Genomic DNA, 21,990 nt, shown 5'->3' with positions numbered 1-21,990 from the left:
GCAGGCACGGCGTAGGGATCACGTCAGGGCAGGTGGGGGCGCGGTGGGGATGCCCGGTGACCGCTTTCACGGGTAGCGTGAGGCGCGTGACCGAGCACTCGACCACGCCCGCAGCCGCCGCCGATGTCTCGCCCCGCCCCGCCCCGATCGACAGGTCGGTGCTCACCGTCCTCGGTCAGGCGCCCGTGGGCCGCATCCCGGTCCTCGACGTCGAGCCCGTGGTGGACGGAGGACGCCGTCCCACCAAGTCGGTGGTGGGCGAGGTCTTTACGATCACCGCCACCGTCTTCCGCGAGGGTCACGACGCGGTCAACGCGACCGTCGTCCTCGTCGACCCCGACGGCGGCGAGCACCCCGTCACGATGACCTGCGTCAACGAGGGCCTGTCCCACTGGCGCGCCGCGGTCTCGGCCGACCGCGAGGGCGTCTGGGGCTTCCGCGTCGAGGGGTGGTCCGACCCCTACGCCACCTGGCGCCACGACGGCCAGATCAAGATCCAGGCCGGCGTCGACGTCGAGCTCATGCTCGAGGAGGGCGCGCGCGTGCTGGAGCGGGCGCTGGACGAGGTCGCGCGCCCCGCCGAGCACGAGCGGGTCCTCGAGGAGGCCATCGCCCGGCTGCGCGCGAGCGCGCTCCCGGTGCCCGAGCGCCTGTCGTCCGGCCTGACCCCCGAGGTCCGCGAGATCCTCGCGGCCGCCCCGCTGCGTGACTACGTCAGCCCGAGCCCCACCTACACCTGGTGGGTGGAGCGCAAGCTGGCCCTCACCGGTGCCTGGTACGAGATCTTCCCCCGCTCCGAGGGCGCCCGCCGCGACCCCGTGACGGGGTTGTGGACCAGCGGCACCTTCGAGACCGCCCAGGAGCGGCTGCCCGCGATCGCCGCGATGGGCTTCGACGTCGTCTACCTCACCCCCGTGCACCCGATCGGCCGGACCAACCGCAAGGGCCGCAACAACACCCTCACGGCCGAGGAGCACGACCCCGGCTCGCCCTACGCCATCGGCGCCGAGGAGGGCGGGCACGACGCGCTCCACCCCGACCTGGGCGACTGGGACGACTTCGACGCCTTCGTGGCCCGCGCGGAGCAGGAGGGGCTGCAGGTCGCGCTCGACCTGGCCCTGCAGGCCTCCCCGGACCACCCCTGGGTCACCGAGCACCCCGAGTTCTTCACCACCCGCGCCGACGGCACGATCGCCTACGCCGAGAACCCGCCCAAGAAGTACCAGGACATCTACCCGCTCAACTTCGACAACGCCCCCGAGGCGATCTACGCCGAGATCCGTCGCGTGGTGCAGGTGTGGATCGACCACGGCGTGACGATCTTCCGCGTCGACAACCCCCACACCAAGCCGGTGGAGTTCTGGCAGTGGCTCATCGCCGACGTCGCGGTCGACCACCCCGAGGTCATCTGGCTGGCCGAGGCCTTCACCCGCCCGGCGATGATGCGCACCCTGGCCAAGGTCGGCTTCCAGCAGTCCTACACCTACTACGCCTGGCGCAACACCGCCGGCGAGCTGCGCGACTACGTCACCGAGCTGGCCACCGAGACGGCGCACTACATGCGCCCCAGCTTCTGGCCGACGACGCACGACATCCTCACGCCCTACATGCAGCAGGGCGGCATCACCGCCCACCTGGTGCGCTCGGCGCTCGCCGCCACGCTGGTCCCGACCTACGGCATCTACACCGGCTACGAGCACGTCGAGCACATCCCGCGTCCCGGCGCCGAGGAGCACGTCGACAACGAGAAGTACGAGTACAAGGACCGCCGCTGGGACGACCCCGTCCCCGGGCGTCCTGACCTCACGGGCTGGCTGACGATGCTCAACCGCGTCCGGCGTGAGCACCCCTCGCTGCACTGGCTGCGCAACATCACCTTCCACCACGCCGAGGACGAGAACGTCCTGGTCTTCTCCAAGCACGGCGGCGGGGCCGGCGACGGGTCGGAGTCCGACACCGTGCTGGTCGTGGCCAACCTCGACCCCTTCACGGTGCGGGAGACCCGCCTGCACCTGTCGCTGCCGGCGCTCGGCCAGGGCCTGGGCTGGCACGACAGCTTCACCGCCCACGACCTGGTGACCGGCCAGCGGTGGACGTGGGACGACTCGCCCTACGTCCGGCTCGGACCGGGCTACGGCGAGGAGCCGCTGCACATCATCTCCGTGACGAAGGACTGAGAGGACACGATGCGAGGGCTCAACCTGCACCAGCCGGGTCTGAAGAACGACCCCGACTGGTTCCGCAAGGCCGTCTTCTACGAGGTGCTCGTGCGGGCCTTCGACGACTCCACCGGGTCGGGGTCGGGCGACTTCAGCGGTCTGGTGAGCCGGCTCGACTACCTCCAGTGGCTCGGGGTCGACTGCCTGTGGATCCCGCCGTTCTACGCCTCCCCGCTGCGCGACGGCGGGTATGACGTGGCCGACTACACCGCGGTGCTGCCCGAGTTCGGCACCCTGCCGGACTTCCGCGAGCTCATCAGCCAGGCGCACGCACGCGGCATCCGCATCATCACCGACCTGGTGATGAACCACACCAGCGACCAGCACCCGTGGTTCCAGGCCAGCCGCTCCGACCCGGAGGGCCCCTACGGCGACTTCTACGTCTGGTCCGACACCGACGAGAAGTACAGCGACGCGCGCATCATCTTCGTCGACACCGAGACCTCCAACTGGACCTTCGACGCGGTCCGGCGCCAGTACTTCTGGCACCGGTTCTTCTCCCACCAGCCCGATCTCAACTTCGAGAACCCGGCCGTCCAGGAGGCGATGTTCGACGTCGTCCGGTTCTGGATGGACATGGGCATCGACGGCTTCCGGCTCGACGCCGTGCCCTACCTCTTCGAGGAGGAGGGCACCAACTGCGAGAACCTGCCGCGGACCCACCGGTTCCTCGCGGACCTGCGCGCGATGGTGGACCGGGAGTATCCCGGCCGGGTGCTGCTGGCCGAGGCCAACCAGATGCCTGCCGAGGTCGTCGACTACTACGGCACCGACGACGCCCCCGAGTGCCACATGTGCTTCCACTTCCCGGTCATGCCGCGGCTGTTCTACTCCCTGCGCGAGGAGAAGGCCGAGCCGATCATCCGGGTGATGAACGAGACGCCCCCGATCCCGCGCGGGACGCAGTGGGGCACCTTCCTGCGCAACCACGACGAGCTCACGCTCGAGATGGTCACGGCGGAGGAGCGCACGGCCATGTACGGCTGGTACGCCCCCGACCCGCGCATGCGTGCCAACGTCGGCATCCGCCGCCGGCTGGCACCGCTGCTCGACAACTCGCGCAGCGAGCTGGAGCTCATCAACGCCCTGCTGCTGTCGCTGCCCGGCTCACCCTGCCTCTACTACGGCGACGAGATCGGCATGGGCGACAACATCTGGCTCAACGACCGCGACGCGGTCCGCACGCCGATGCAGTGGACACCCGACCGCAACGCCGGCTTCTCCACCGCCGACCCCGGCAAGCTCTACCTGCCGGTCATCACCTCGCTCGTCTACCACTACAACTCGGTCAACGTCGAGGCGCAGATGGCCAGCGGGTCCTCCCTGCTGCACTGGATGCGCGGGATGCTGCAGGTCCGCGCGGCCCACGAGGTCTTCGGCCTGGGCGAGTTCCACCTGTGCGAGGCCGACAACGACACCATCCTGGCCTTCGTGCGCGTGCTGCCCGAGGACGACGCCGGCGAGCGCGACGGCCACCCCGCCGTGCTGTGCGTCAGCAACCTCTCCTCGCGGCCGCAGGCGGCCACCATCACCCTGCCGCCCTCGCTGGCGGGCGCGGTGACCAGCGACCTGTTCGGGGGCACCGGCTTCCCCGACATCGAGGAGGACGGCACCGTGCGGCTGACCCTCGGCTCGCGCGACTTCTTCTGGCTCGGCCTGGAGCCCGCGGCGGCCGCCGCGGCCCCGGCCGCGTCCCCCACCCTCGCCAAGGAGGACTCCTGATGGCATCCCTGTCGCCCGGTCCCGCCGACTTCCTGCCCGCGTGGGTCGCCCGCCAGCGCTGGTACCGCGGCAAGGGCCACGTGCCCGTGCTCGAGCGCGTCGGCGGCTACCGGTGGGAGGACCCCGCCGGCGAGGTCGGCCTCGAGGGCCACCTCGTCGTCGACCGCTCCGGGGACGAGGAGATCGTCTACCAGGTGCCGCTCACCTACCGCGCCGCGGCGGAGGAGTCGCTGGCCGACGCCCTCGTCGCCGTCACCGAGCACTCCGAGCTCGGCACCCGCTACGTCTACGACGCCCCGCACGACCCGGTCTTCGTCCAGACCCTGCTCGAGCAGGTCTACGCCGAGGGCGAGACCGACGGCACCTACGGGCACCGCGTCATCGCCGGCGGCAGCGCGCCGCGCCTCGGTGCCTCCCGCGTGCTGCGCGGGGAGCAGTCCAACACCTCCGTGGCCGTCGAGCCGGAGGGCGAGACCCGTCCCGTCCTCGTCAAGATCTTCCGCGTCCTGCAGCCGGGCGAGAACCCCGACGTCACCGTGCCCAGCGCCATCGCGCCGCTGGGCAACCGGATGGTGCCGGGGCCGATCGGCTACCTCGAGGGCGGCTGGACCCAGCCCGACGGCTCCCCCGCGGACGGGCACCTCGCCTACGTCCAGGAGTTCCTCCAGGACACCCGCGACGCCTGGCAGGTGGCGCTCGACGCCGCCCGCGCCGGCGAGGACCTGACCGAGCAGGCGCATGCCCTCGGGGTCACCACCGCACGTGTGCACGCCTCGCTGCGCGACGCCTTCGGCACGGTCCCCGCCGACGCCGCCACCCGCACCGACCTCGCCGACCGCATGCGCCGCCGCGCCGAGGCCGCCTTCGCCGAGGTGCCCGAGCTCGAGGCCTACCGCGCACGGGTCGAGGACGCCTACGCCGCGCTCGAGGAGCTCGACACGCCCCCGCTGCAGCGGGTCCATGGCGACCTCCACCTCGGCCAGGTGCTCGAGGTGCCCCGCCGGGGCTGGGTGCTGCTCGACTTCGAGGGCGAGCCCATGCGGCCGCTGTCCGAGCGGGTGGCCCCCGACCTCGCGCTGCGCGACGTCGCCGGCATGCTGCGCTCCTTCGACTACGCGGCCGGCTCCGTCGAGCTGGCCGGAGACGGCGAGCGCCGGGAGTGGGCCGAGGCCGCCCGCGCCGCCTACCTCGAGGGTTGGGCCGCCGAGAGCGGCGAGGACCTCGACGACCCCGCCCTCCGGCGGGTGCTCGACGCCCTCGAGCTCGACAAGGCCCTCTACGAGGTCGTCTACGAGGCGCGCAACCGGCCCGACTGGACCCCGATCCCGGTCGCGGCCGTCCAGCGGCTCGTCGGCCGGCCCCAGGGTCGGCACGCCGCGCCCGGGGGCAACCCGCCCGAGACCGGTCGCCCGGAGCGCTCCGGCCGCGGCGGACGTCACCGCGCCCCCGAGCCCGAGGCCGCCTACACGGGTATGCGGTCGCGCGGCTCGTCCGAGGCCGGCACCTCCGGGGGCATCGGCTTCGCCTCTCCCGACGCCGACCCCGGCACGCAGGCCACCGCCCCTGCCGACGGGCCGGTGCCCGCCGACTTCGGCGTCGTGGACGGTCCGGCCGACGGTGCCGGCTCCCTGGTCGACGCCGAGGGCGTGGTGCGCTCCGAGGCCGCCCCCGAGGAGGGCGCCGCCCGTCCCGTCGAGGACGTCCCCGTGCCCGCGGCCCCCGCCGCGTCGGACGCCCACCACGTCGTCGGGGCGCCGGGCTCCGGGGCCGCCGCGACCGACGTCGCCGGCCTGGCCTCCCTCCCGGAGGACGTCGCCCCGAGCACCGGCCCGTCCACGGGCGAGTCCGAGGCCGGCGCGCCCGCGGACCGGGGTGCACCGCATACCCCTGCGCCGTTCACCGCCAGCGGCAGCCGCCCGCACGCCCCCGTGCCGCCGCCGCCGGAGATGGTCACCGCCTTCGGCACGGTCGGTGCCCCGGGCGGGCCCGACTCCGAGCCGCAGCCGTCCGTCGACCGCCTGGCCGCCGAGGTCCGGTGGGACTACCCCGGCGCGAGCGGGTCCACCCCCGCGCTGGGCCCGGACGGGCGACCCGTGGACCCGGTCGTCCAGCGCGAGCGGGCCTGGAGCGAGGCCCTGGCCTCCCCCGCCGTCGTGACCGGCAGCGTCCTCGAGGACGACGAGCCCGCCGTGCCGGGCACCCGCGCCACCCAGGTGCGCCGCATCCCCCTCACCCCGCCGGAGGAGCCCCCGCCGCCGCACACCCTGCCGCTCGACCTCGACGAGGCGACCGACGTGGTCCACGGCCTGCACCGCGACCCGCACCGCGTGCTGGGCGCCCACCCCCACGAGGGGCACGTGACCATCCGCACCGTGCAGCCGACCGCCGAGGCCGTCGCCGTGCAGCTCGCCGACGGCACCGAGGTGCCGATGACCGAGGAGACCGGCGGCATCTGGGTCGCCGTCGTCCAGCAGGAGGACGTGCCCGACTACCGTCTGGCCGTCTCCGAGCGCGGCGCGCGCCGGGTCGTCGACGACGCCTACCGCTACCAGCCGCAGATCGGCGAGCTCGACCTGCACCTCATCGGCGAGGGACGCCACGAGGAGCTGTGGAAGGTGCTGGGCTCGCACGTGCGCACCGTGCGCGACGAGCTCGGCGAGGTCACCGGCACCCACTTCGCCGTCTGGGCGCCCAACGCCCTCGCGGTCCACGTCATCGGCGACTTCAACGGCTGGGACGGCAACGCCCACGCGATGCACGTGCACGAGACGGTGGGCGTCTGGGAGATCTTCATCCCGGGCGTCGGCGCCGGCGCGCACTACAAGTACGACATCACCGGCCCCGACGGCACCCGCCGCGCCAAGGCCGACCCGATGGCCCGTGCCACCGAGGTGCCGCCCTTCAACAACTCCGTCGTCTCCGTCTCGACCTACGAGTGGAACGACCGGGAGTGGATGGAGCGGCGTGCGCGGACGGACGTCCACCACGGCCCGATGAGCGTCTACGAGGTCCACCTGGCCTCCTGGCGGCAGGGCCTGGGCTACGAGGAGCTGGCCGACCAGCTGGTCTCCTACGTGGCGGAGATGGGCTTCACCCACGTCGAGCTCATGCCGGTCATGCAGCACCCCTACGGCCCCTCGTGGGGCTACCACGTCACGGGCTACTACGCCGCGGACAGCCGGTTCGGCCACGAGGACGGCCTGCGGCTGCTCGTCGACCGGCTGCACCAGGCGGGCGTCGGCGTGATCCTGGACTGGGTCCCGGGCCACTTCGCCACCGACCCGTGGGCGCTGGCCCGCTTCGACGGCACCCCGATCTACGAGCACCCGGACCCCCGCAAGGGCTGGCACCCGGAGTGGGGGTCCTACATCTTCGACTACGGCCGCCCGCAGGTGCGCAACTTCCTCGTCGCCAACGCCACCTACTGGCTCGAGGAGTTCCACGCCGACGGCCTGCGCGTCGACGGCGTCGCGTCGATGCTCTACCTCGACTACTCGCGCGAGCCCGGCCAGTGGATCCCCAACCGCCACGGCGGCCGGGAGAACCTCGAGGCGGTGGCCCTGCTGCAGGAGACCAACGCCACGGCATACCGGCGCAACCCGGGCGTGGTGATGATCGCCGAGGAGTCGACCTCCTGGCCGGGCGTCACCGCGCCGACCGACGAGGGCGGACTGGGCTTCGGCTTCAAGTGGAACATGGGCTGGATGCACGACACGCTCAACTACCTGGCGCAGTCCCCCTACGCCCGGGCCCACCACCACAACGCGCTGACCTTCTCCCTGGTCTACGCGTTCAGCGAGAAGTACATCCTGCCGATCAGCCACGACGAGGTCGTGCACGGCAAGGGCTCGCTGGTGCGCAAGATGTACGGCGACGCCTGGCAGAAGTTCGCCACGACCCGGGCGTTCCTCGCCTACCAGTGGTCGCACCCGGGCAAGCAGCTGCTCTTCATGGGCTCCGAGTTCGCCCAGGTCAAGGAGTGGGCCGACGGCGGCACGCTGTCGTGGGAGCTCACCGAGGACCCGATGCACCGCGGCGTGCAGCACCTCGTCCGCGACCTGAACCGGCTCTACGACGAGCTGCCCGCGCTGTGGCAGATCGACCACCACGAGGACGGCTTCCAGTGGCTGGACGCCGACGACGCCTCGCGCAACGTCTTCTCCTACCTGCGCTGGGGCAACGAGGGCCCGGACGGCCTGCGTCCGGTCGTTGCGGTCGTCATCAACTTCAGCGGAACCACCCAGGAGCGGGTGCACACCGGTCTGCCCTACGGCGGCCGTTGGCGCGAGGTGCTCAACACCGACGCCGAGCACTACGGCGGCTCCGGCCAGGGCAACCTCGGCTACGTCCAGGCCTACGACCACGAGCACCAGCGGCAGCCGTTCTCGGCGCTCGTCACCGTGCCTCCGATGGCGGCGGTGTGGCTGGTGCCGGACCCGGTCGAGGTCGAGGAGGCCGACGCGGCCACCGCGGTCGTCGCCGGCGAGACGGTCGAGGACGCCGGGGGCGCCGACGCGGCGGAGGGCGCCGACGTGGCCACCGAGGACGACACCTCGGGGCGTTCGTCGCGTGCCGGCACCCCGGCGCGGCCGGAGGACCTCATCGACGTCGACGCCGTCGTGCGGGCCTACACCGAGATCGTCCCCGACCCGGAGGACGTCGACCAGCAGGTCGCCTTCGGCACCTCCGGGCACCGCGGCAGCTCCCTGGACGGCTCGTTCAACGAGCACCACATCCTCGCGACCACCCAGGCGATCTGCGAGTACCGCGCCGCCCAGGGCATCGAGGGGCCGCTCTTCCTCGGCAAGGACACCCACGCGCTGTCCCTGCCGGCCTGGCGCAGCGCCCTCGAGGTGCTCGTCGCCAACGGCGTCGACGTCTGGGTCGACGTGGGTGGGGAGGAGAGCTACACCCCGACCCCGGCGGTCTCGCGGGCGATCCTCGCCCACAACCGCGAGATCGAGAGCACAGAGGGGACCGCCGACGGGATCGTCGTCACGCCCTCGCACAACCCGCCACGCGACGGCGGGTTCAAGTACAACCCGCCGTCGGGCGGACCGGCGGACACCGACGCCACCGGCTGGATCGCCGACCGGGCCAACGAGCTCATGCGCGCCGGCCTCGAGGGCGTGCGGCGGGTGCCGTTCGAGGAGGCCCTGACCTCCGCCGAGCTCTACGACTTCATGGCCGAGTACGTCCTCGGCCTGGACCGGGTCATCGACATCGACGCGATCCGGGAGGCGGGCGTGCGCATCGCCGCCGACCCGCTCGGCGGCGCGGCCGTGCACTACTGGCAGATGATCGCCGACCACTACGACCTCGACCTCACCGTCGTCAACACGCGGGTCGACCCGACCTGGGAGTTCATGACCCTGGACTGGGACGGCAAGATCCGCATGGACTGCTCCTCCCCCAACGCCATGGCCTCCCTCATCGGGACCATGGCCGAGGGCTCCGGCTACGACGTCGCGGTCGGCAACGACGCGGACGCCGACCGGCACGGCATCGTCACCGCCGACGGCGGGCTGATGAACCCCAACCACTACCTCGCCGTGGCGATCGACTACCTCTTCGGCGGGGCCCGGCCCGAGTGGCCGGCGAGCACCGCGATCGGCAAGACGCTGGTCTCCTCCTCGATGATCGACCGGGTCGCCGCCTCGCTCGGTCGCGAGCTGGTCGAGGTGCCGGTGGGCTTCAAGTGGTTCGTGGACGGCCTGCTCGACGGGTCGATCGGCTTCGGCGGTGAGGAGTCCGCGGGCGCCTCCTTCCTGTGCCGGGACGGCTCGGTGTGGAGCACCGACAAGGACGGCATCCTCCTGGCGCTCCTGTCGGCGGAGATCATCGCGAGGACGGGCCAGACCCCCAGCCAGCGGTATGCCGAGCTCGTCGCCGAGCACGGCGACCCCGCCTACGCCCGGATCGACGCCCCGGCCGACCGGGCCGCCAAGGACCGCCTGAAGAAGCTCTCGGCCTCCGACATCACGGCCGAGAGCATCGCCGGCGAGCCGGTCACGGCCATCCTCACCGAGGCGCCCGGCAACGGCGCAGCCATCGGCGGCGTGAAGGTGACGACCGAGTCGGCGTGGTTCGCCGCCCGGCCGTCGGGCACCGAGGACGTCTACAAGATCTACGCCGAGTCCTTCCGCGGACCCGAGCACCTCGCGCAGGTGCAGGCGGAGGCTCAGCAGATCGTCGACGCGGCCCTGGAGGCCTGAGCACCGCATACCGGCGACCCCCGACGCTCCCGAGCACGACCGGGCCCCGTCCTCCGCACGGAGGGCGGGGCCTCGTCGTGGGTCGGCGGACCAACCAGGGCCCGCTCCGCCGGCCCGATCTGACAGCGCTGTTAGAGTTGGCCGGGTGCCCACCTCCGACCCCACCCGCGTCCCCGGGCGCCTCGACCTGCTCTTCGCCACCCTGCGCGGCCTGGACGAGGCGATCACCACGCTCTACGCCGAGCGGGGCGAGAGCCGGGTGCGGCAGCGGTTCGTCTGGCCGATGCTGCGGCTGGCCCACGAGGGCCCGATGACGATCGTCGAGCTCGCTCGCTCCCTCGGCCTGACCCACTCGGCGGTGTCCCAGACCGTGGCCTCGATGCGCTCGGCCGGCCTCGTCACGAGCAAGCCCGCGACCGAGGGGGACCGCCGCACCCGGCGCGTCGGCCTGACCGACGCGGGACGAGCCCTCGTGCCGTTGCTCGAGGCCGAGTGGCGGGCCACCGAGGCGGCGATCAGGGAGCTCGACGACGAGCTGGAGCACCCGTTGAGCCTCGCCGCGGGCGACCTCGTCGCGGCCCTGCAGCGCCGCCCCTTCCTCGACCGGATCGCCGCGCACCTCGACGCCGCCTCCCCGTCGATCCCGGCGGTCGCCACCCCGGGCGAACCCTCCCCCACCATCGACGCCCCCGCAGCAGCGGACCGGTGACCCGCCTCCGCAAGGGCCTGCTCGACCTGCGCCCGCTGCGGGTCAGCACCGACTACCGCCGCCTGTGGGCCAGCGGCCTGGTGACCGGGTTGGCCGGCCAGATGGCGGTCGTGGCCGTGCTCTTCCAGGTGTGGGAGCTGACGCGCAGCCCCGTCTGGGTCGGCACCATCGGCCTGGTCCAGGCCGTCCCGATGATCGTCCTGGGTCTGCTGGGCGGCGCGGTGGCCGACGCCCTCGACCGCCGGGCGGTCGTGGTGCGCACGACGGCCGTGCAGGCCCTGGTGGCGATCGCGCTCGCGACCCAGGCGGTGCTCGAGGTGGGCTCGCTCCCGCTCGTGCTGGCCCTGGTGGCCGCGCAGTCCGGGGCGGCGGCGCTGGGCGCCCCGGCCCGTCGCACCTTCGTCAAGCGGTTGCTGCCGGCCCCGCTGCTGGCCGCCGGCATCGCCCTGCACTCCGTGGGCTTCCAGGCCTCGATGATGGTCGGCCCCGCCCTGGGCGGGCTGGCGATCGGGGCCCTCGGCGTCGCCGCCTGCTACGCCCTCAACGCGGCGGGCTTCCTGGTGTCGCTGTGGGCGGCCTACCGGCTCCCGGCGATGCCGCCCGTCCCGCCGCAGGAGGAGAAGGGCACGGCAGCGGTGCACGAGGGACCGGCGCAGGCGGACGGCGAGGCTCCCGCAGGTGCGGGCCACCGCCCCCTCCGGCTGCGCCGGGTCGTCGGCTCCCTGCTCGAGGGGGTCCGGATCACCGTGCGCCGGCCGGTGCTGCGGGGCAGCTTCGCCGTCGATCTCGCCGCGACCCTGTTCGCCTTCCCCGTCGCGCTCTTCCCGATGATCAACGAGCTGCGCTTCGGCGGCGACCCGACCACGCTCGGCCTCTTCCTCTCCTCGGTCGCCGTCGGCGGGCTGCTGGCCGGGGTATGCTCCGGGCTGGTCACCCGTTCGGCGCACCTGGGCTGGATCCAGCTCGGGGCGGCGACCGTCTGGGGCGTGGCCGTGGCCGGCTTCGGCCTGGCGAGCCCGTTGTGGCTCGCGCTGGCCTGCCTGGCCGTGGCGGGGGCTGCCGACACCACCTCGGTGACCTCGCGGGCGGCGATGGTCCAGCTGGACACCGAGGACCACGTCCTCGGGCGGGTGTCCTCGGTCGAGCACGTCATCGGGATCGCCGGGCCCGACCTGGGCAACTTCCGTGCCGGGCTGGTCGCCGGCGTGTGGTCACCGGCCGTGGCGGCCTTCAGCGGCGGGGTGCTGTGCGTGGTCGCCGTGCTCGCGGTCGCGGTCACGCACCCGCAGGTGGCACGCTTCCGGGTGCCGGGGCACGGCTCGCACTGACCGGGGACGGCGGTCACGAACCCACCTGCCCCGAACGGCAGAGCAGAAGAGGGCTCAGCGCTCCCTGGGGATCATGATCCACAGCAGGACGTAGACCAGCTCGCCGATCCCCACGATCCCGAAGATCACGAAGCCGACCCGCACGAGGAGGCACGGCAGCCCGAAACGGTCCGCGAGGGCGGCGCAGACGCCGGCGATCCAGCGTCCACGACGGGGGCGCATCAGTCCGTTGGTCCTGGCCATGTCGGATCCTTCCTCGGGGTGCTGCCGGTCTGCCCGGCCCGCGCCGACGGCGCAGGCCGGGCCGGCCGGTCTCAGAACAGGGCGCTCATCAGCGAGCCACGGGCCTTCTGGACCCGGGGGTCGGACGGACCGACCACGTCGAAGAGCTCCACGAGGTGCTTGCGGGCGGCCTCGCGGTCGTCGCCGGTCGTGCGGCGCACGACGTCGATCAGGCGCAGGAAGCCGTCCTCGACGTGCCCGCCCACGACGTCCACGTCGGCCGCCTCGATCTGGGCCCGGACGTCGTCGGGGCGCTCGGCCGCCGCCTGCCGGACCGCGCTGAGGTCGAGCGTGCTGGTGCGCTCCAGGAGCCGCACCTGGCCCAGCCCGAGGCGGGCCAGCTCGTCGGAGGGATCCTGCTCCAGGGCGCGCTCGTAGGCGCTGATCGCCGCGGCCCAGTCCCCGCGGTCGATCGCGTCGTAGGCCTCCTGGTGCAACGGCGGGAGCTGCTCGTCGCCCTCGTCGTCGGCAGCATCCTCGGCACCGAGCTCCACCCGGCCGGTGACCGCGTTGGCCACGGCCGCCTCGAGGAACTTGTCGAGCAGCTGGTCGACCTGCTCCATCGACTGCACGCCGAGGTAGAACGGCATCGGCTGCCCGCTCAGCAGGCCCATCACCACGGGCAGCGCCGAGACCTGGCCGAAGGTCTGCTGGAGCACCGGGGTGAGCGCCTGCATGATGCCGGGGCTGGCGGCGAGGTCGACCCCCACCACCTGGAAGCGCCCCTGCTTGGCGCGAGCGGCGTCGGCCAGCTCACGCAGGTGCTGCAGCGACTCGGGGACCTGCGGGGTCCAGAGCACCAGCACCAGCGGCGTCGTGAGGCTGGCGTTGACGACGCTCTCGAAGGTGGCGTCGGTCGCCTCCACCAGGGCGCCGGAGCGACCGGGCACGCCACCGGACGGCTTCGCGCCGGACGCGCCGGCGGCGTCACCGGCGGGGGCCGCCGAGGGACGCTGGGCGCCCCGGGCACCGAGCCCGGAGAGGTCGACGGCGCCGCGGAGGGCGGCGGTGCTGAACGGCTGCTGTGACAAGACGAGCTCCTTGGGAACGTGCGGCAGTCGTGCGGCGTGCGCACCTGACCCCAGCGTATGGGGTGCGCGGGGGCTCAGTCCCCCCAGGCCTCGACGAGCTGCTCGCGGGCGGCGATCATCTCGGGCTTGAACTCGACGCCCTCGGCCGGCACGCGCATGCCCACGAACACCATGGTTCGCAGCACCGCCTCGTCGGTGATCTCGTCGTCGTCCGCGAGGGTGACGAAGGTCTCCGGCGGGGTCAGCACGCTGTTGGCGTTGACGGTGAAGGTCGTGTCGCGCAGCAGGGTGCCGATGACGAAGGCCGAGCCGTCCTCGAAGAGGAGGGTCTTGGTGTCGTCGGAGACGAGCCAGTTCTTCTCGCGCAGCGTCGCCTGGTCGGCGACGGCGGCGGCCTGCTGCTCGGCGGCCTTGCGGACGGCAGGGCTGTAGCCGTGGGTCCGGTAGTCCGGGATGTCGTCGGGCTGCGGCCAGCTGATGTAGGCCGCGAGCTCCTTGAGGGTCTCGCGCGGGCTGGCGAGCAGGTCGCCCTTGCCCTCGCGGAGCACCGGCGAGCCGACGGAGCGGCGGTCGAAGGTCGGCACCTCGGTGCCGGGCAGCATCCTGGCCTCCCAGATGATGCGGAAGTCCTTCTCCTCGCCCGTGCGGCTCTCGAGGAGGTGCAGCACGGGCACCTCGTCCTCGGGGACGGTCTGCACGAGGATGAACTGCGGCAGCTCGCCGTCCTCGCGGCTGATCGCCAGCACGTTGGGCTCGGGGGCCGACTCGGCCTCGGCCTCCTCCGGCGCCCCGAAGACCGACTCCAGCTGGTCGGCCGCCTCGGCCGCGGTGCGCGCCGACCCCATGAAGGCCTGGCGCTGGGCGTCGCGGACGTCCTCGCCGTCGCCCTTGAAGGACTCGTAGCGCGCCTCCAGCACGGTGGCGGCGACGGACTCGGCGGCGTCGACGGACAGGGCCGCCGATGCCTCGTCGGTCGTCATCTCCGTGGTGGAGGAGGCGTCGTCCGCCGTCGCGGTCACGGCCTCGCCGTCGGCCGTCGCGCTGGCGGCGTCGCCGTCACCGGCGGTCGTCGCGCTCGCGCCGTCGGCCGAGGTGCCACCCGGGTTGGCGGGCTCGTCGGCCCCGGTGCAGGCGGCCAGGACGAGCGCCGACGAGAGGCACACGGCAGCGGTCATTCGGGAAAACTTCATAACAAAACGGTAAACACCCGTTCTGCCTGTGCCAAATCAGGAAGTTCCCAGGCGCACGCCGGACCGCCCACGGCACGTGGCCCCGGGCGGTGTCCGCGCTGGTCAGCGCGACGCGAAGGCGTCGGTGGCGCGCACCAGCCGGTCGAGGTTGCCGGGCTCGGAGAAGGCGTGCCCGGCGTCCGGGACGACGACGAAATCGGCCCCGGGGAGCCGTTCGGCGAGCTCGAAGGCCGTCCTCGCAGGGGTGCACATGTCGAGCCGGCCCTGCACGATCACGGTCGGGATGTCGGCGAGCCGGGGTGCGTCGTCGAGCAGCTGGCCCTCGCGCAGCCAGCCGGAGTTGACGAAGAAGTGGTTCTCGATGCGGGCGAAGGACACGGCCTGCGCGTCCTCGACGGCCTTCCGGTAGCCCTCCTCGTCGGGCTGCACCGTGATGATCCGCGCCTCGAAGCCGCTCCACGCCTTCGCGGCCGGCAGGTGCACGGCGGGGTCGGGGTCGAAGAGCAGCTCGTGGTAGGCGATCTGCATCTCGTCGCGGCGCGCCGGGTCGACGGGCGCGACGAACTCGGCCCACAGGTCGGGGTAGACGTGCTCGAGGTGACCGCGCTCGTAGGTCCACGCCAGCTCCCGGCGGCGCAGCGTGAAGATGCCGCGCAGCACCAGCTCCGTGACGCGCTCGGGGTGGGTCTCGGCGTAGGCGAGCGCCAGGCAGGAGCCCCACGAGCCGCCGAAGACCTGCCAGCGGTCGATGCCGAGGTGCTCGCGGACGGCCTCGATGTCGGCGACCAGGTGCCAGGTGGTGTTGGTCGCCCAGACCCCCGGGTCGAGGGTGGTCGCGGCCGAGGGCCGCGACCGGCCCGCCATCCGCTGGTCGAGCAGCACGATGCGGTAGCGCTCGGGGTCGAAGACCCGGCGCTGGTTCGGGCTGGTGCCGCTGCCCGGCCCGCCGTGGAGGAAGACGACCGGCTTGCCCTCGGGATTGCCGGACTGCTCCACGTAGATCTCGTGCCCGTCCCCCACCGGCAGGTGGAAGGTGTCGTAGGGCTCGATCGGGGGGTAGAAGGTCCGCAGCTCGCTCACCCCTCCTGCTTATCACGCGCCCTCGCGAGGTGCCGACGCGGCCGGCGGAGGTCGGGTAGCGTCGAGCCGCATGTCACCCACGCCGACCTCCGTCACCCCCGTCGAGCCGGAGAGCACCTGGCGCACGCGCGTCTCCGCGCTGGGACCCGGGCTGCTCGCGGCCTCCGCCGCGATCGGGGCCTCCCACCTGGTCTCCTCGACCCAGGCCGGGGCCCTCTTCGGCTGGCAGCTCGCCCTGGTGATCGTGCTCGCCAACCTGCTCAAGTACCCGTTCTTCCGGTCCGGGCCGCAGTTCGCGGCCGAGACCGGCCTCAGCCTGGTCGAGGGCTATGCCCGCAAGGGACGGGCCTACCTGTGGGTCTTCCTGGCCCTGTCCCTCTTCGCCGGCGTCGTCTCGGCGGCCGGTGTGGTCCTGCTCTGCGTGGTGATCCTGTCCTTCCTGCTGCCCGCGAGCTGGGGCCTCGGCGTGCCGCTGCTGGCCGTGGTGGTCGTGGGCGTGACGCTGGTCCTCCTGCTGGCGGGGCACTACAAGGCGCTCGACGGGGTCACCAAGGTCATCGTCGTCACGCTCGCGGTGAGCACCGTCGTGGCCGTGGCGACGGCCGCCACCAACCCGACGGTGCGGGAGGCGACCTTCGTCGACCCCTCCCCGTGGAACCTCGCGACCCTGCCCTTCCTCGTGGCGCTCGTCGGCTGGATGCCGGCGCCGATCGAGGTGAGCGCGATGAACTCGCTGTGGGTCAAGGCCAAGCAGCAGGACCGACGGCTGGCCACCCGCGACGTGCTCTTCGACTTCAACGTCGGCTTCGTGACGTCGGCGGTGCTGGCGCTCTTCTTCCTCGCGCTCGGCGTGCTCGTGCAGTACGGCAACGACGAGGAGCTGCAGATGGCCGGCGGTGCCTACATCCCGCAGCTGATGTCGATGTACGGCGACGCCATCGGCGGCTGGGCGGTGCCCCTCATGGCCCTCATCGCCTTCGCCGCGATGTTCGGCACGGTCATCACCGTGATCGACGGCTACGCCCGGCTGATCGGCGAGTCGATCCGGCTGCTGCGGGGCCGCGAGCGGCTGGAGCGGCGTGGCAAGGACGGATGGATCCTGGCGATCGGCGTCGTCGCGCTCGGGATCGTGCTGTGGATGAGCGACCAGCTCGCCACCATGCTCAACTTCGCGATGATCAGCGCCTTCGTCACCGCGCCGGTCTTCGCCTGGCTCAACTTCAGCCTGCTGCGCGAGTCGCGGTCGCTCTCACCGGTGCTGCGCGTCCTCGCCTGGGTGGGCCTGGTCTTCCTCGCCGGCTTCGCGGTGCTCTTCGTCCTCCACCTGGCGGGGCTCGTCGGCTGAGCCGGCCGCGCGTCAGGCCGGCCGGACCATCCGCAGCTCGACCACGCCGTCCTCCCGGTCCGCGGAGGTGCCGTCGAGGCGGAAGCCGTTGCGCTCGTAGAACCGGATGGCTCGGCCGTTGCCCTCCGCCACCCAGAGGTAGGCGGCGCCCGGGCCGAGCCCCTCGTCCATCAGCCGCTGCGCGACGCCGGTGCCGTGGTGGTCCGGGTGGACGTTGAGCGCGTGCACCTGCTGCTCCACCGGGCGGTCCTCGTCACGACCGGGACCGAAGAAGAGGAAGCCGACGGGCTGCTCCTCCAGCGTGGCCACCCAGAAGCCGCGTCCGTCGTCGGGGACCGTGCCCTCGTCGTAGCCGCTGCCGACCGCCATCCACAGGGCAGCGAAGCTGGACGGCTGGAGCTCCTCGAGCACCTCGTCGTCCATCACGCCGCGGTAGGTGGCCCGCCAGATCTCGACGTGGAGGGTCGAGAACGGGACGGTGTCGCTGCGCGTCGGGCGACGGAGGAGGTAGGCGGAGGCGTCGGGCATCTCAGCCCTCCTGCAGGTGGGCGTTGACCCGGTCGACCTTGGCCGTGAGCTGGCCGGTGTGCCCGGGGCGCAGGTCGGCCTTGAGCACGAGCGAGACGCGGGGGCCGTGCTGCGCGACGGCGTCGCAGGCGGCTCGGATGACCGGCATGACCTCGTCCCACTCCCCCTCGATCGTGGTGAACATCGAGGTGAGCTCGTAGGGCAGGCCGGAGTCGCGCACGACGCGCAGCGCGTCGGCCACGGCGGCGCTGACCGAGCCGGTCTCGTCGGAGGCGGTCGGGGCGACGGAGAACGCGAAGAGAGCCATGCCCCAACCCTAAGCACCGGGGGCGACGGCCTACCCGGGTGGGCGGGTCCGGTGGGCCCCCGTGGGTGCGCGGGCGCGCACCCCGAGGGGTGGCGGACCTCAGGCGAGGTCGGCGACGACCCGGTCGGCGGCGGCGTAGGGGTCCAGCCGGCCCGCCAGCACCTCGTCGACCACCTCGCGCAGGACGCCCTCGGTCGGGCTCCCCATGCGCGAGCGCAGCTGCTCCAGCGCGAGCGCCTGCACCTCGCCGGCCGCACGGGCCCGGCGCCGCTCCTCGAGCTGACCGTGCTCCTGCAGCCAGGCCCAGTGGGAGTCGAGGGCCTCGAGCACCTCGTCCCCGCCCTCCCCGCGGTCGGCGATGGTCGTCAGGACCGGCGGACGCCACAGGTGGGGCTCGGTGCGGTCGCCGAGGGAGATCATGTGGCGCAGCTCGCGGACGGTCGCCGGGGCGCCCTCGCGGTCGGCCTTGTTGACGACGAAGACGTCGCCGATCTCGAGGATGCCGGCCTTGGCCGCCTGGACGCCGTCGCCCATGCCGGGCGCCAGCAGCACGATCGTGGTGTCGGCGAGGCCGGCGATCTCGACCTCGCTCTGCCCCACGCCGACCGTCTCCACGAGGATGACGTCGCAGCCGGCGGCGTCCAGCACGCGGATCGCCTGGGGCGTGGTCCAGGCCAGACCGCCGAGGTGCCCGCGGGAGGCCATCGAACGGATGTAGACCTGCGGGTCCAGCGCGTGCTCGACGAGGCGGATGCGGTCGCCCAGCAGCGCGCCGCCGGAGAACGGGCTCGAGGGGTCGACCGCCAGCACGCCGACGCGCAGGTCACGCCTGCGGAGCACGCTGACGAGCATCGAGGTGCTCGTGGACTTGCCCACGCCGGGGCTGCCGGTCAGCCCGACGATCCGGGCGCGGCCGGTGTGCGGCGCGAGCGCCGCCATGATCTCCCGCAGCTCGGGAGCCGCGTTCTCGACGAGGGTCAGCAGCCGCCCGAGCGCGCGGGGGCTGCCCTCCCGGGCCTCGCGGACCAGCGTGGGGACGTCGACCGTCCGGCGTGAACGCATCGCTACCTCGACCTCGTCTCTGCTCGACGTGCGACGCGGCGGCCGGGCGCACCCGGCCGCCGCGCGACGATCGTCCTGCTCAGGCCTGGGCCGGGACCCGCACGATCAGCGCGTCGCCCTGACCGCCGCCGCCGCAGAGGGCGGCCGCGCCGACCCCGCCGCCACGGCGCTGCAGCTCCAGCGCCAGGTGCAGCACGATGCGGGCGCCCGACATGCCGATCGGGTGCCCCATGGCGATCGCGCCGCCGTTGACGTTGACCTTCTCGGGGTCGATGCCCAGCTCGCGGGTGGACGCCAGACCCACGGCCGCGAAGGCCTCGTTGATCTCGACGAGGTCGAGGTCGGTGGGGGCGATGCCCTCCTTGGCGCAGGCGGCCGCGATGGCGCGGGACGGCTGGCTCTGCAGGGTGGAGTCGGGGCCGGCGACCATGCCCTGCGCGCCGATCTCGGCGATCCAGGTCAGGCCGAGCTCCTCGGCCTTCGCCTTGCTCATGACGACGACGGCGGCGGCGCCGTCGGAGATCTGGGAGGCCGAGCCGGCCGTGATCGTGCCGTCCTTGCGGAACGCCGGGCGCAGCGCCGCGAGCGACTCGACGGTCGTCTGGGCGCGGATGCCCTCGTCGGCGCGGAAGACCACCGGGTCGCCCTTGCGCTGCGGGATCTCGACCGGGACGACCTCGTCGTCCATCAGGCCCTGCTCCCACGCCGTGGCCGCCAGCTGGTGGCTGCGCGCGGCGAAGGCGTCCTGCTCCTCGCGGGTGAAGGCGCGGTCGGCGACGTTGGCGTCCTCGGTGAGGTTGCCCATGGCCTGGTCGGTGAAGGCGTCCCAGAGGCCGTCGTAGGCCATGTGGTCGCGCACCGTGACGTCGCCGTACTTGTAGCCCTGGCGCGACTTCTCGAGCAGGTGCGGGGCGTTGCTCATCGACTCCTGGCCGCCGGCGACGACGATCTCGACCTCGCCCGCGCGGACGAGCTGGTCGGCGAGCGCGATGGCGTTGATGCCCGAGAGGCAGACCTTGTTGATGGTCAGCGCGGGGACGTCCATGGGGATGCCGCCCTTGACGGCGGCCTGGCGGGCGGGGATCTGCCCGGCGCCGGCGGTGAGGACCTGGCCCATGATCACGTAGTCGACCTGGTCGCCCGAGATCCCGGCCTTGTCCAGGGCGCCCTTGATCGCGACGCCACCCAGGTCGGCGGCGCTCAGCCCGGACAGCGACCCGAGCATCTTGCCCATCGGGGTGCGGGCTCCGGCGACGATGACGGAGGTGGTGCGGTCGGTGCTCATGGCTGTCCTCCAGCGGCAGTGGTGGGAGCGGGGTTCTCCGGCCATCGTAGTGCGGCTGCGGAGCGCTCCCGACCACGGGAGGGAGGGGCGCGCGGCTTCCCCCACGTCAGCCGCCGTGCACCACCGAGCCGTCCAGCACGGTGGCCGAGACCGACATGCCCAGCAGCACCGAGGCCAGCTCCGCGGAGCCCGCGCCGGGCGGTCCCAGCGGGTCGACGTCGAGGAGCACGAGGTCGCCCGGCGCGCCCGGTGCCACCCGACGGCCGTCGACCGAGGCGGCGAGCGCCTCGCGCGGCGAGAGCTGCTGCTCGGGATGCCAGGACGGTCCGTCGACGGGCCCGCGGTGCACGGCGGTGGCCATCGCCAGCCAGGGGTCGAGCGCCGCCACCGGGGCGTCGGAGCCGAGCGCCAGCTCGATGCCGGCGTCGAGCATGCTCCGCAGCGCGAACGACCGGTGGGTGCGGTCGGGCCAGCACTGCTCCGTGACCGGGCGGTCGTCGAGGAGGTGGGCCGGCTGCACGCTGGCCCGGACCGGCAGCCGCGCCCAGCGCGGGAGGTCGGCGAGGTCGATCAGCTGGGCGTGCTCGACGGAGCCGGTCGCCCCGGTGGCCTCGAAGGCGTCGAGCACGGCCGCGCACGCGGCGTCGCCGATCGCGTGGAGGGCGGCGTGCAGCCCACCCTCGGTGGCCCGGCGCAGCAGCTCGACGAGCTGGTCGGCCGGCACGTTGGGGGCGCCGCTGGGGTGCGTCAGCTCCGCGGCGTCGGCGTAGGGCTGGCAGCACCAGGCGGTGCGGGTGTTGAGGGAGCCGTCCGTGATGACCTTGAACGGGCCCAGCGCCACCAGGCCGTCGGTCGCCCGGACCGGGTCACCGGTGCGCGCCCCCGCGGCCAGCACGTCGTCGAGCCCCTCGGGGTAGACGCCGGTGCGCACCCGCAGCGGCGGGGTCGACCCGGCTGTCCGCGCACGCCACTGCTCCCAGGGCCGACCGAACTCCAGGTCGACGATGCCCACGATCCCGCGCGCGAGGGCGTCGGCGACGGCACCGGCCACCGCGTGCTCCGCCTCCTCGGACGCGCCGGGCAGCTCGCGGAGCCGGTCGTAGAGAGGGAACCACTCCCCCTCGGACACGACCCCCTCGACCTGCGGGCCGCCGAGCAGCCGGAGGGCCGCCGAGCTGAGCCAGCCGTGGTGGGCGTCGCCGCTGATGAGCGCCACCGGCACGTCCCCGACGACGGCGTCGAGCGCCGCCACGGTCGCGGGCTGCGGCCAGCGCCCGCTGCGGTGGCCGTAGCCGACGAGGACACCGGTCGCCCCGACCCCCTCCGCCAGCCGGGCCGCGACCCGGTCGAGGACCTCGTGCGCCGACGCGGTGCCGGACGTGTCGAGCCGGGCCCGCACCAGGCCCCACTGGGTCATGTGCACGTGCTGGTCCCACAGGCCTGGGACCGCCCAGCGGCCCTGCCCGTCGAGCTCCGGGACGGCACCGCCCGAGGTCGCCCCGGCCCGGTCCTGCGCCTCGTCCCCGACCGCCGTGACCACGCCGTCCCGCACGAGCACGTCGACCGGTTCGGTGGATGCGCCGGGGGCGTCGTCGAGGGGCACCAGGCGCACGTCGCGCACGAGCAGGTCGGCCATGCTGCGCACTGTAGACCTGCGCCCGGGGCCGCCCTCCGGTGCCCGGGCGAC

15 protein-coding genes are annotated in these 21,990 nt (G+C 73.4%); 6 read left to right on the top strand and 9 right to left on the bottom strand.

Translation table 11 applies throughout. From position 1 onward, the window contains the following. Nucleotides 1–86 precede the first annotated feature (86 nt). The 5 genes from FB476_RS04255 (at nt 87) to FB476_RS04235 (ending at nt 12,193) form a co-directional block, all read left to right on the top strand. A complete protein-coding gene (locus FB476_RS04255) occupies nt 87–2,177 on the top strand; it encodes an alpha-1,4-glucan--maltose-1-phosphate maltosyltransferase (protein WP_141817682.1) in 2,091 nt (696 codons plus the stop codon). 9 nt (nt 2,178–2,186) lie between these two features. After that, nucleotides 2,187–3,941 carry a maltose alpha-D-glucosyltransferase gene (gene treS, locus FB476_RS04250; protein ID WP_141817681.1) on the top strand — a complete coding sequence of 585 codons (1,755 nt, stop codon included), beginning with the start codon at nt 2,187–2,189 and terminating at the stop codon, nt 3,939–3,941. Then, the gene (gene glgB / locus FB476_RS17170) at nt 3,941–10,156 is read left to right on the top strand and encodes a 1,4-alpha-glucan branching protein GlgB (RefSeq protein ID WP_141817680.1); all 6,216 of its coding nucleotides are present in this window, start codon (nt 3,941–3,943) and stop codon (nt 10,154–10,156) included. The genes treS and glgB overlap by 1 nt, the downstream gene beginning before the upstream one ends. Before the next feature lie 145 nt (nt 10,157–10,301). Further along, on the top strand, nt 10,302–10,865 hold the full coding sequence (locus tag FB476_RS17100) for a MarR family winged helix-turn-helix transcriptional regulator (protein ID WP_202876896.1): 564 nt from the start codon (nt 10,302–10,304) through the stop codon (nt 10,863–10,865). Next, nucleotides 10,862–12,193: an MFS transporter gene (locus tag FB476_RS04235; RefSeq protein ID WP_202876895.1), complete on the top strand. Its 1,332-nt coding sequence runs from the start codon at nt 10,862–10,864 to the stop codon at nt 12,191–12,193. Before FB476_RS17100 ends, FB476_RS04235 begins: the two co-directional genes overlap by 4 nt. Before the next feature lie 54 nt (nt 12,194–12,247). Here FB476_RS04235 and FB476_RS04230 read toward each other — a convergent pair whose 3' ends face one another. The 4 genes from FB476_RS04230 to pip all read right to left on the bottom strand — a co-directional run bounded on the left by FB476_RS04230 (nt 12,248) and on the right by pip (nt 15,767). Next, nucleotides 12,248–12,436 carry a PspC domain-containing protein gene (locus FB476_RS04230; RefSeq protein WP_141817679.1) on the bottom strand — a complete coding sequence of 63 codons (189 nt, stop codon included), beginning with the start codon at nt 12,434–12,436 and terminating at the stop codon, nt 12,248–12,250. Between the two features lie 71 nt (nt 12,437–12,507). After that, the gene (locus tag FB476_RS04225) at nt 12,508–13,506 is read right to left on the bottom strand and encodes a co-chaperone YbbN (protein WP_141817678.1); all 999 of its coding nucleotides are present in this window, start codon (nt 13,504–13,506) and stop codon (nt 12,508–12,510) included. A 74-nt stretch (nt 13,507–13,580) separates the two neighbouring features. Then, nucleotides 13,581–14,696: a prolipoprotein diacylglyceryl transferase gene (locus FB476_RS04220; protein ID WP_141817677.1), complete on the bottom strand. Its 1,116-nt coding sequence runs from the start codon at nt 14,694–14,696 to the stop codon at nt 13,581–13,583. A gap of 102 nt (nt 14,697–14,798) precedes the next feature. Then, complete coding sequence (pip, locus tag FB476_RS04215) at nt 14,799–15,767, bottom strand: prolyl aminopeptidase (protein ID WP_141819837.1); 969 nt, start codon at nt 15,765–15,767, stop codon at nt 14,799–14,801. Nucleotides 15,768–15,846: 79 nt separating this feature from the next. Between pip and FB476_RS04210 the strand changes: the two genes are divergently transcribed. Further along, entirely contained in the window at nt 15,847–17,121 is a 1,275-nt protein-coding gene (locus tag FB476_RS04210) for an NRAMP family divalent metal transporter (protein ID WP_141817676.1), read from the top strand. 12 nt (nt 17,122–17,133) lie between these two features. Here the strand turns inward: FB476_RS04210 and FB476_RS04205 are convergent, their stop codons facing one another. The 5 genes from FB476_RS04205 to FB476_RS04185 all read right to left on the bottom strand — a co-directional run bounded on the left by FB476_RS04205 (nt 17,134) and on the right by FB476_RS04185 (nt 21,939). Continuing rightward, a complete protein-coding gene (locus FB476_RS04205; protein WP_141817675.1) occupies nt 17,134–17,649 on the bottom strand; it encodes a GNAT family N-acetyltransferase in 516 nt (171 codons plus the stop codon). A gap of 1 nt (nt 17,650) precedes the next feature. Then, nucleotides 17,651–17,956 (bottom strand): thiamine-binding protein, encoded by a 306-nt coding sequence (locus FB476_RS04200; protein ID WP_141817674.1) that lies wholly within the window; start codon nt 17,954–17,956, stop codon nt 17,651–17,653. Nucleotides 17,957–18,055: 99 nt separating this feature from the next. Continuing rightward, on the bottom strand, nt 18,056–19,018 hold the full coding sequence (meaB, locus tag FB476_RS04195; protein WP_141817673.1) for a methylmalonyl Co-A mutase-associated GTPase MeaB: 963 nt from the start codon (nt 19,016–19,018) through the stop codon (nt 18,056–18,058). A 79-nt stretch (nt 19,019–19,097) separates the two neighbouring features. After that, on the bottom strand, nt 19,098–20,303 hold the full coding sequence (locus FB476_RS04190) for an acetyl-CoA C-acetyltransferase (RefSeq protein ID WP_141817672.1): 1,206 nt from the start codon (nt 20,301–20,303) through the stop codon (nt 19,098–19,100). Nucleotides 20,304–20,409: 106 nt separating this feature from the next. Further along, complete coding sequence (locus tag FB476_RS04185) at nt 20,410–21,939, bottom strand: amidohydrolase (RefSeq protein WP_141817671.1); 1,530 nt, start codon at nt 21,937–21,939, stop codon at nt 20,410–20,412. Nucleotides 21,940–21,990: the final 51 nt, after the last annotated feature.

The sequence above is a fragment of the Ornithinimicrobium humiphilum genome (assembly GCF_006716885.1).
Classification (GTDB): Bacteria; Actinomycetota; Actinomycetes; order Actinomycetales; family Dermatophilaceae; genus Ornithinicoccus; species Ornithinicoccus humiphilus.
The sequence above is the reverse complement of the archived record's forward strand: the minus strand, read 5'-3'. Positions and strand labels throughout refer to the sequence as shown.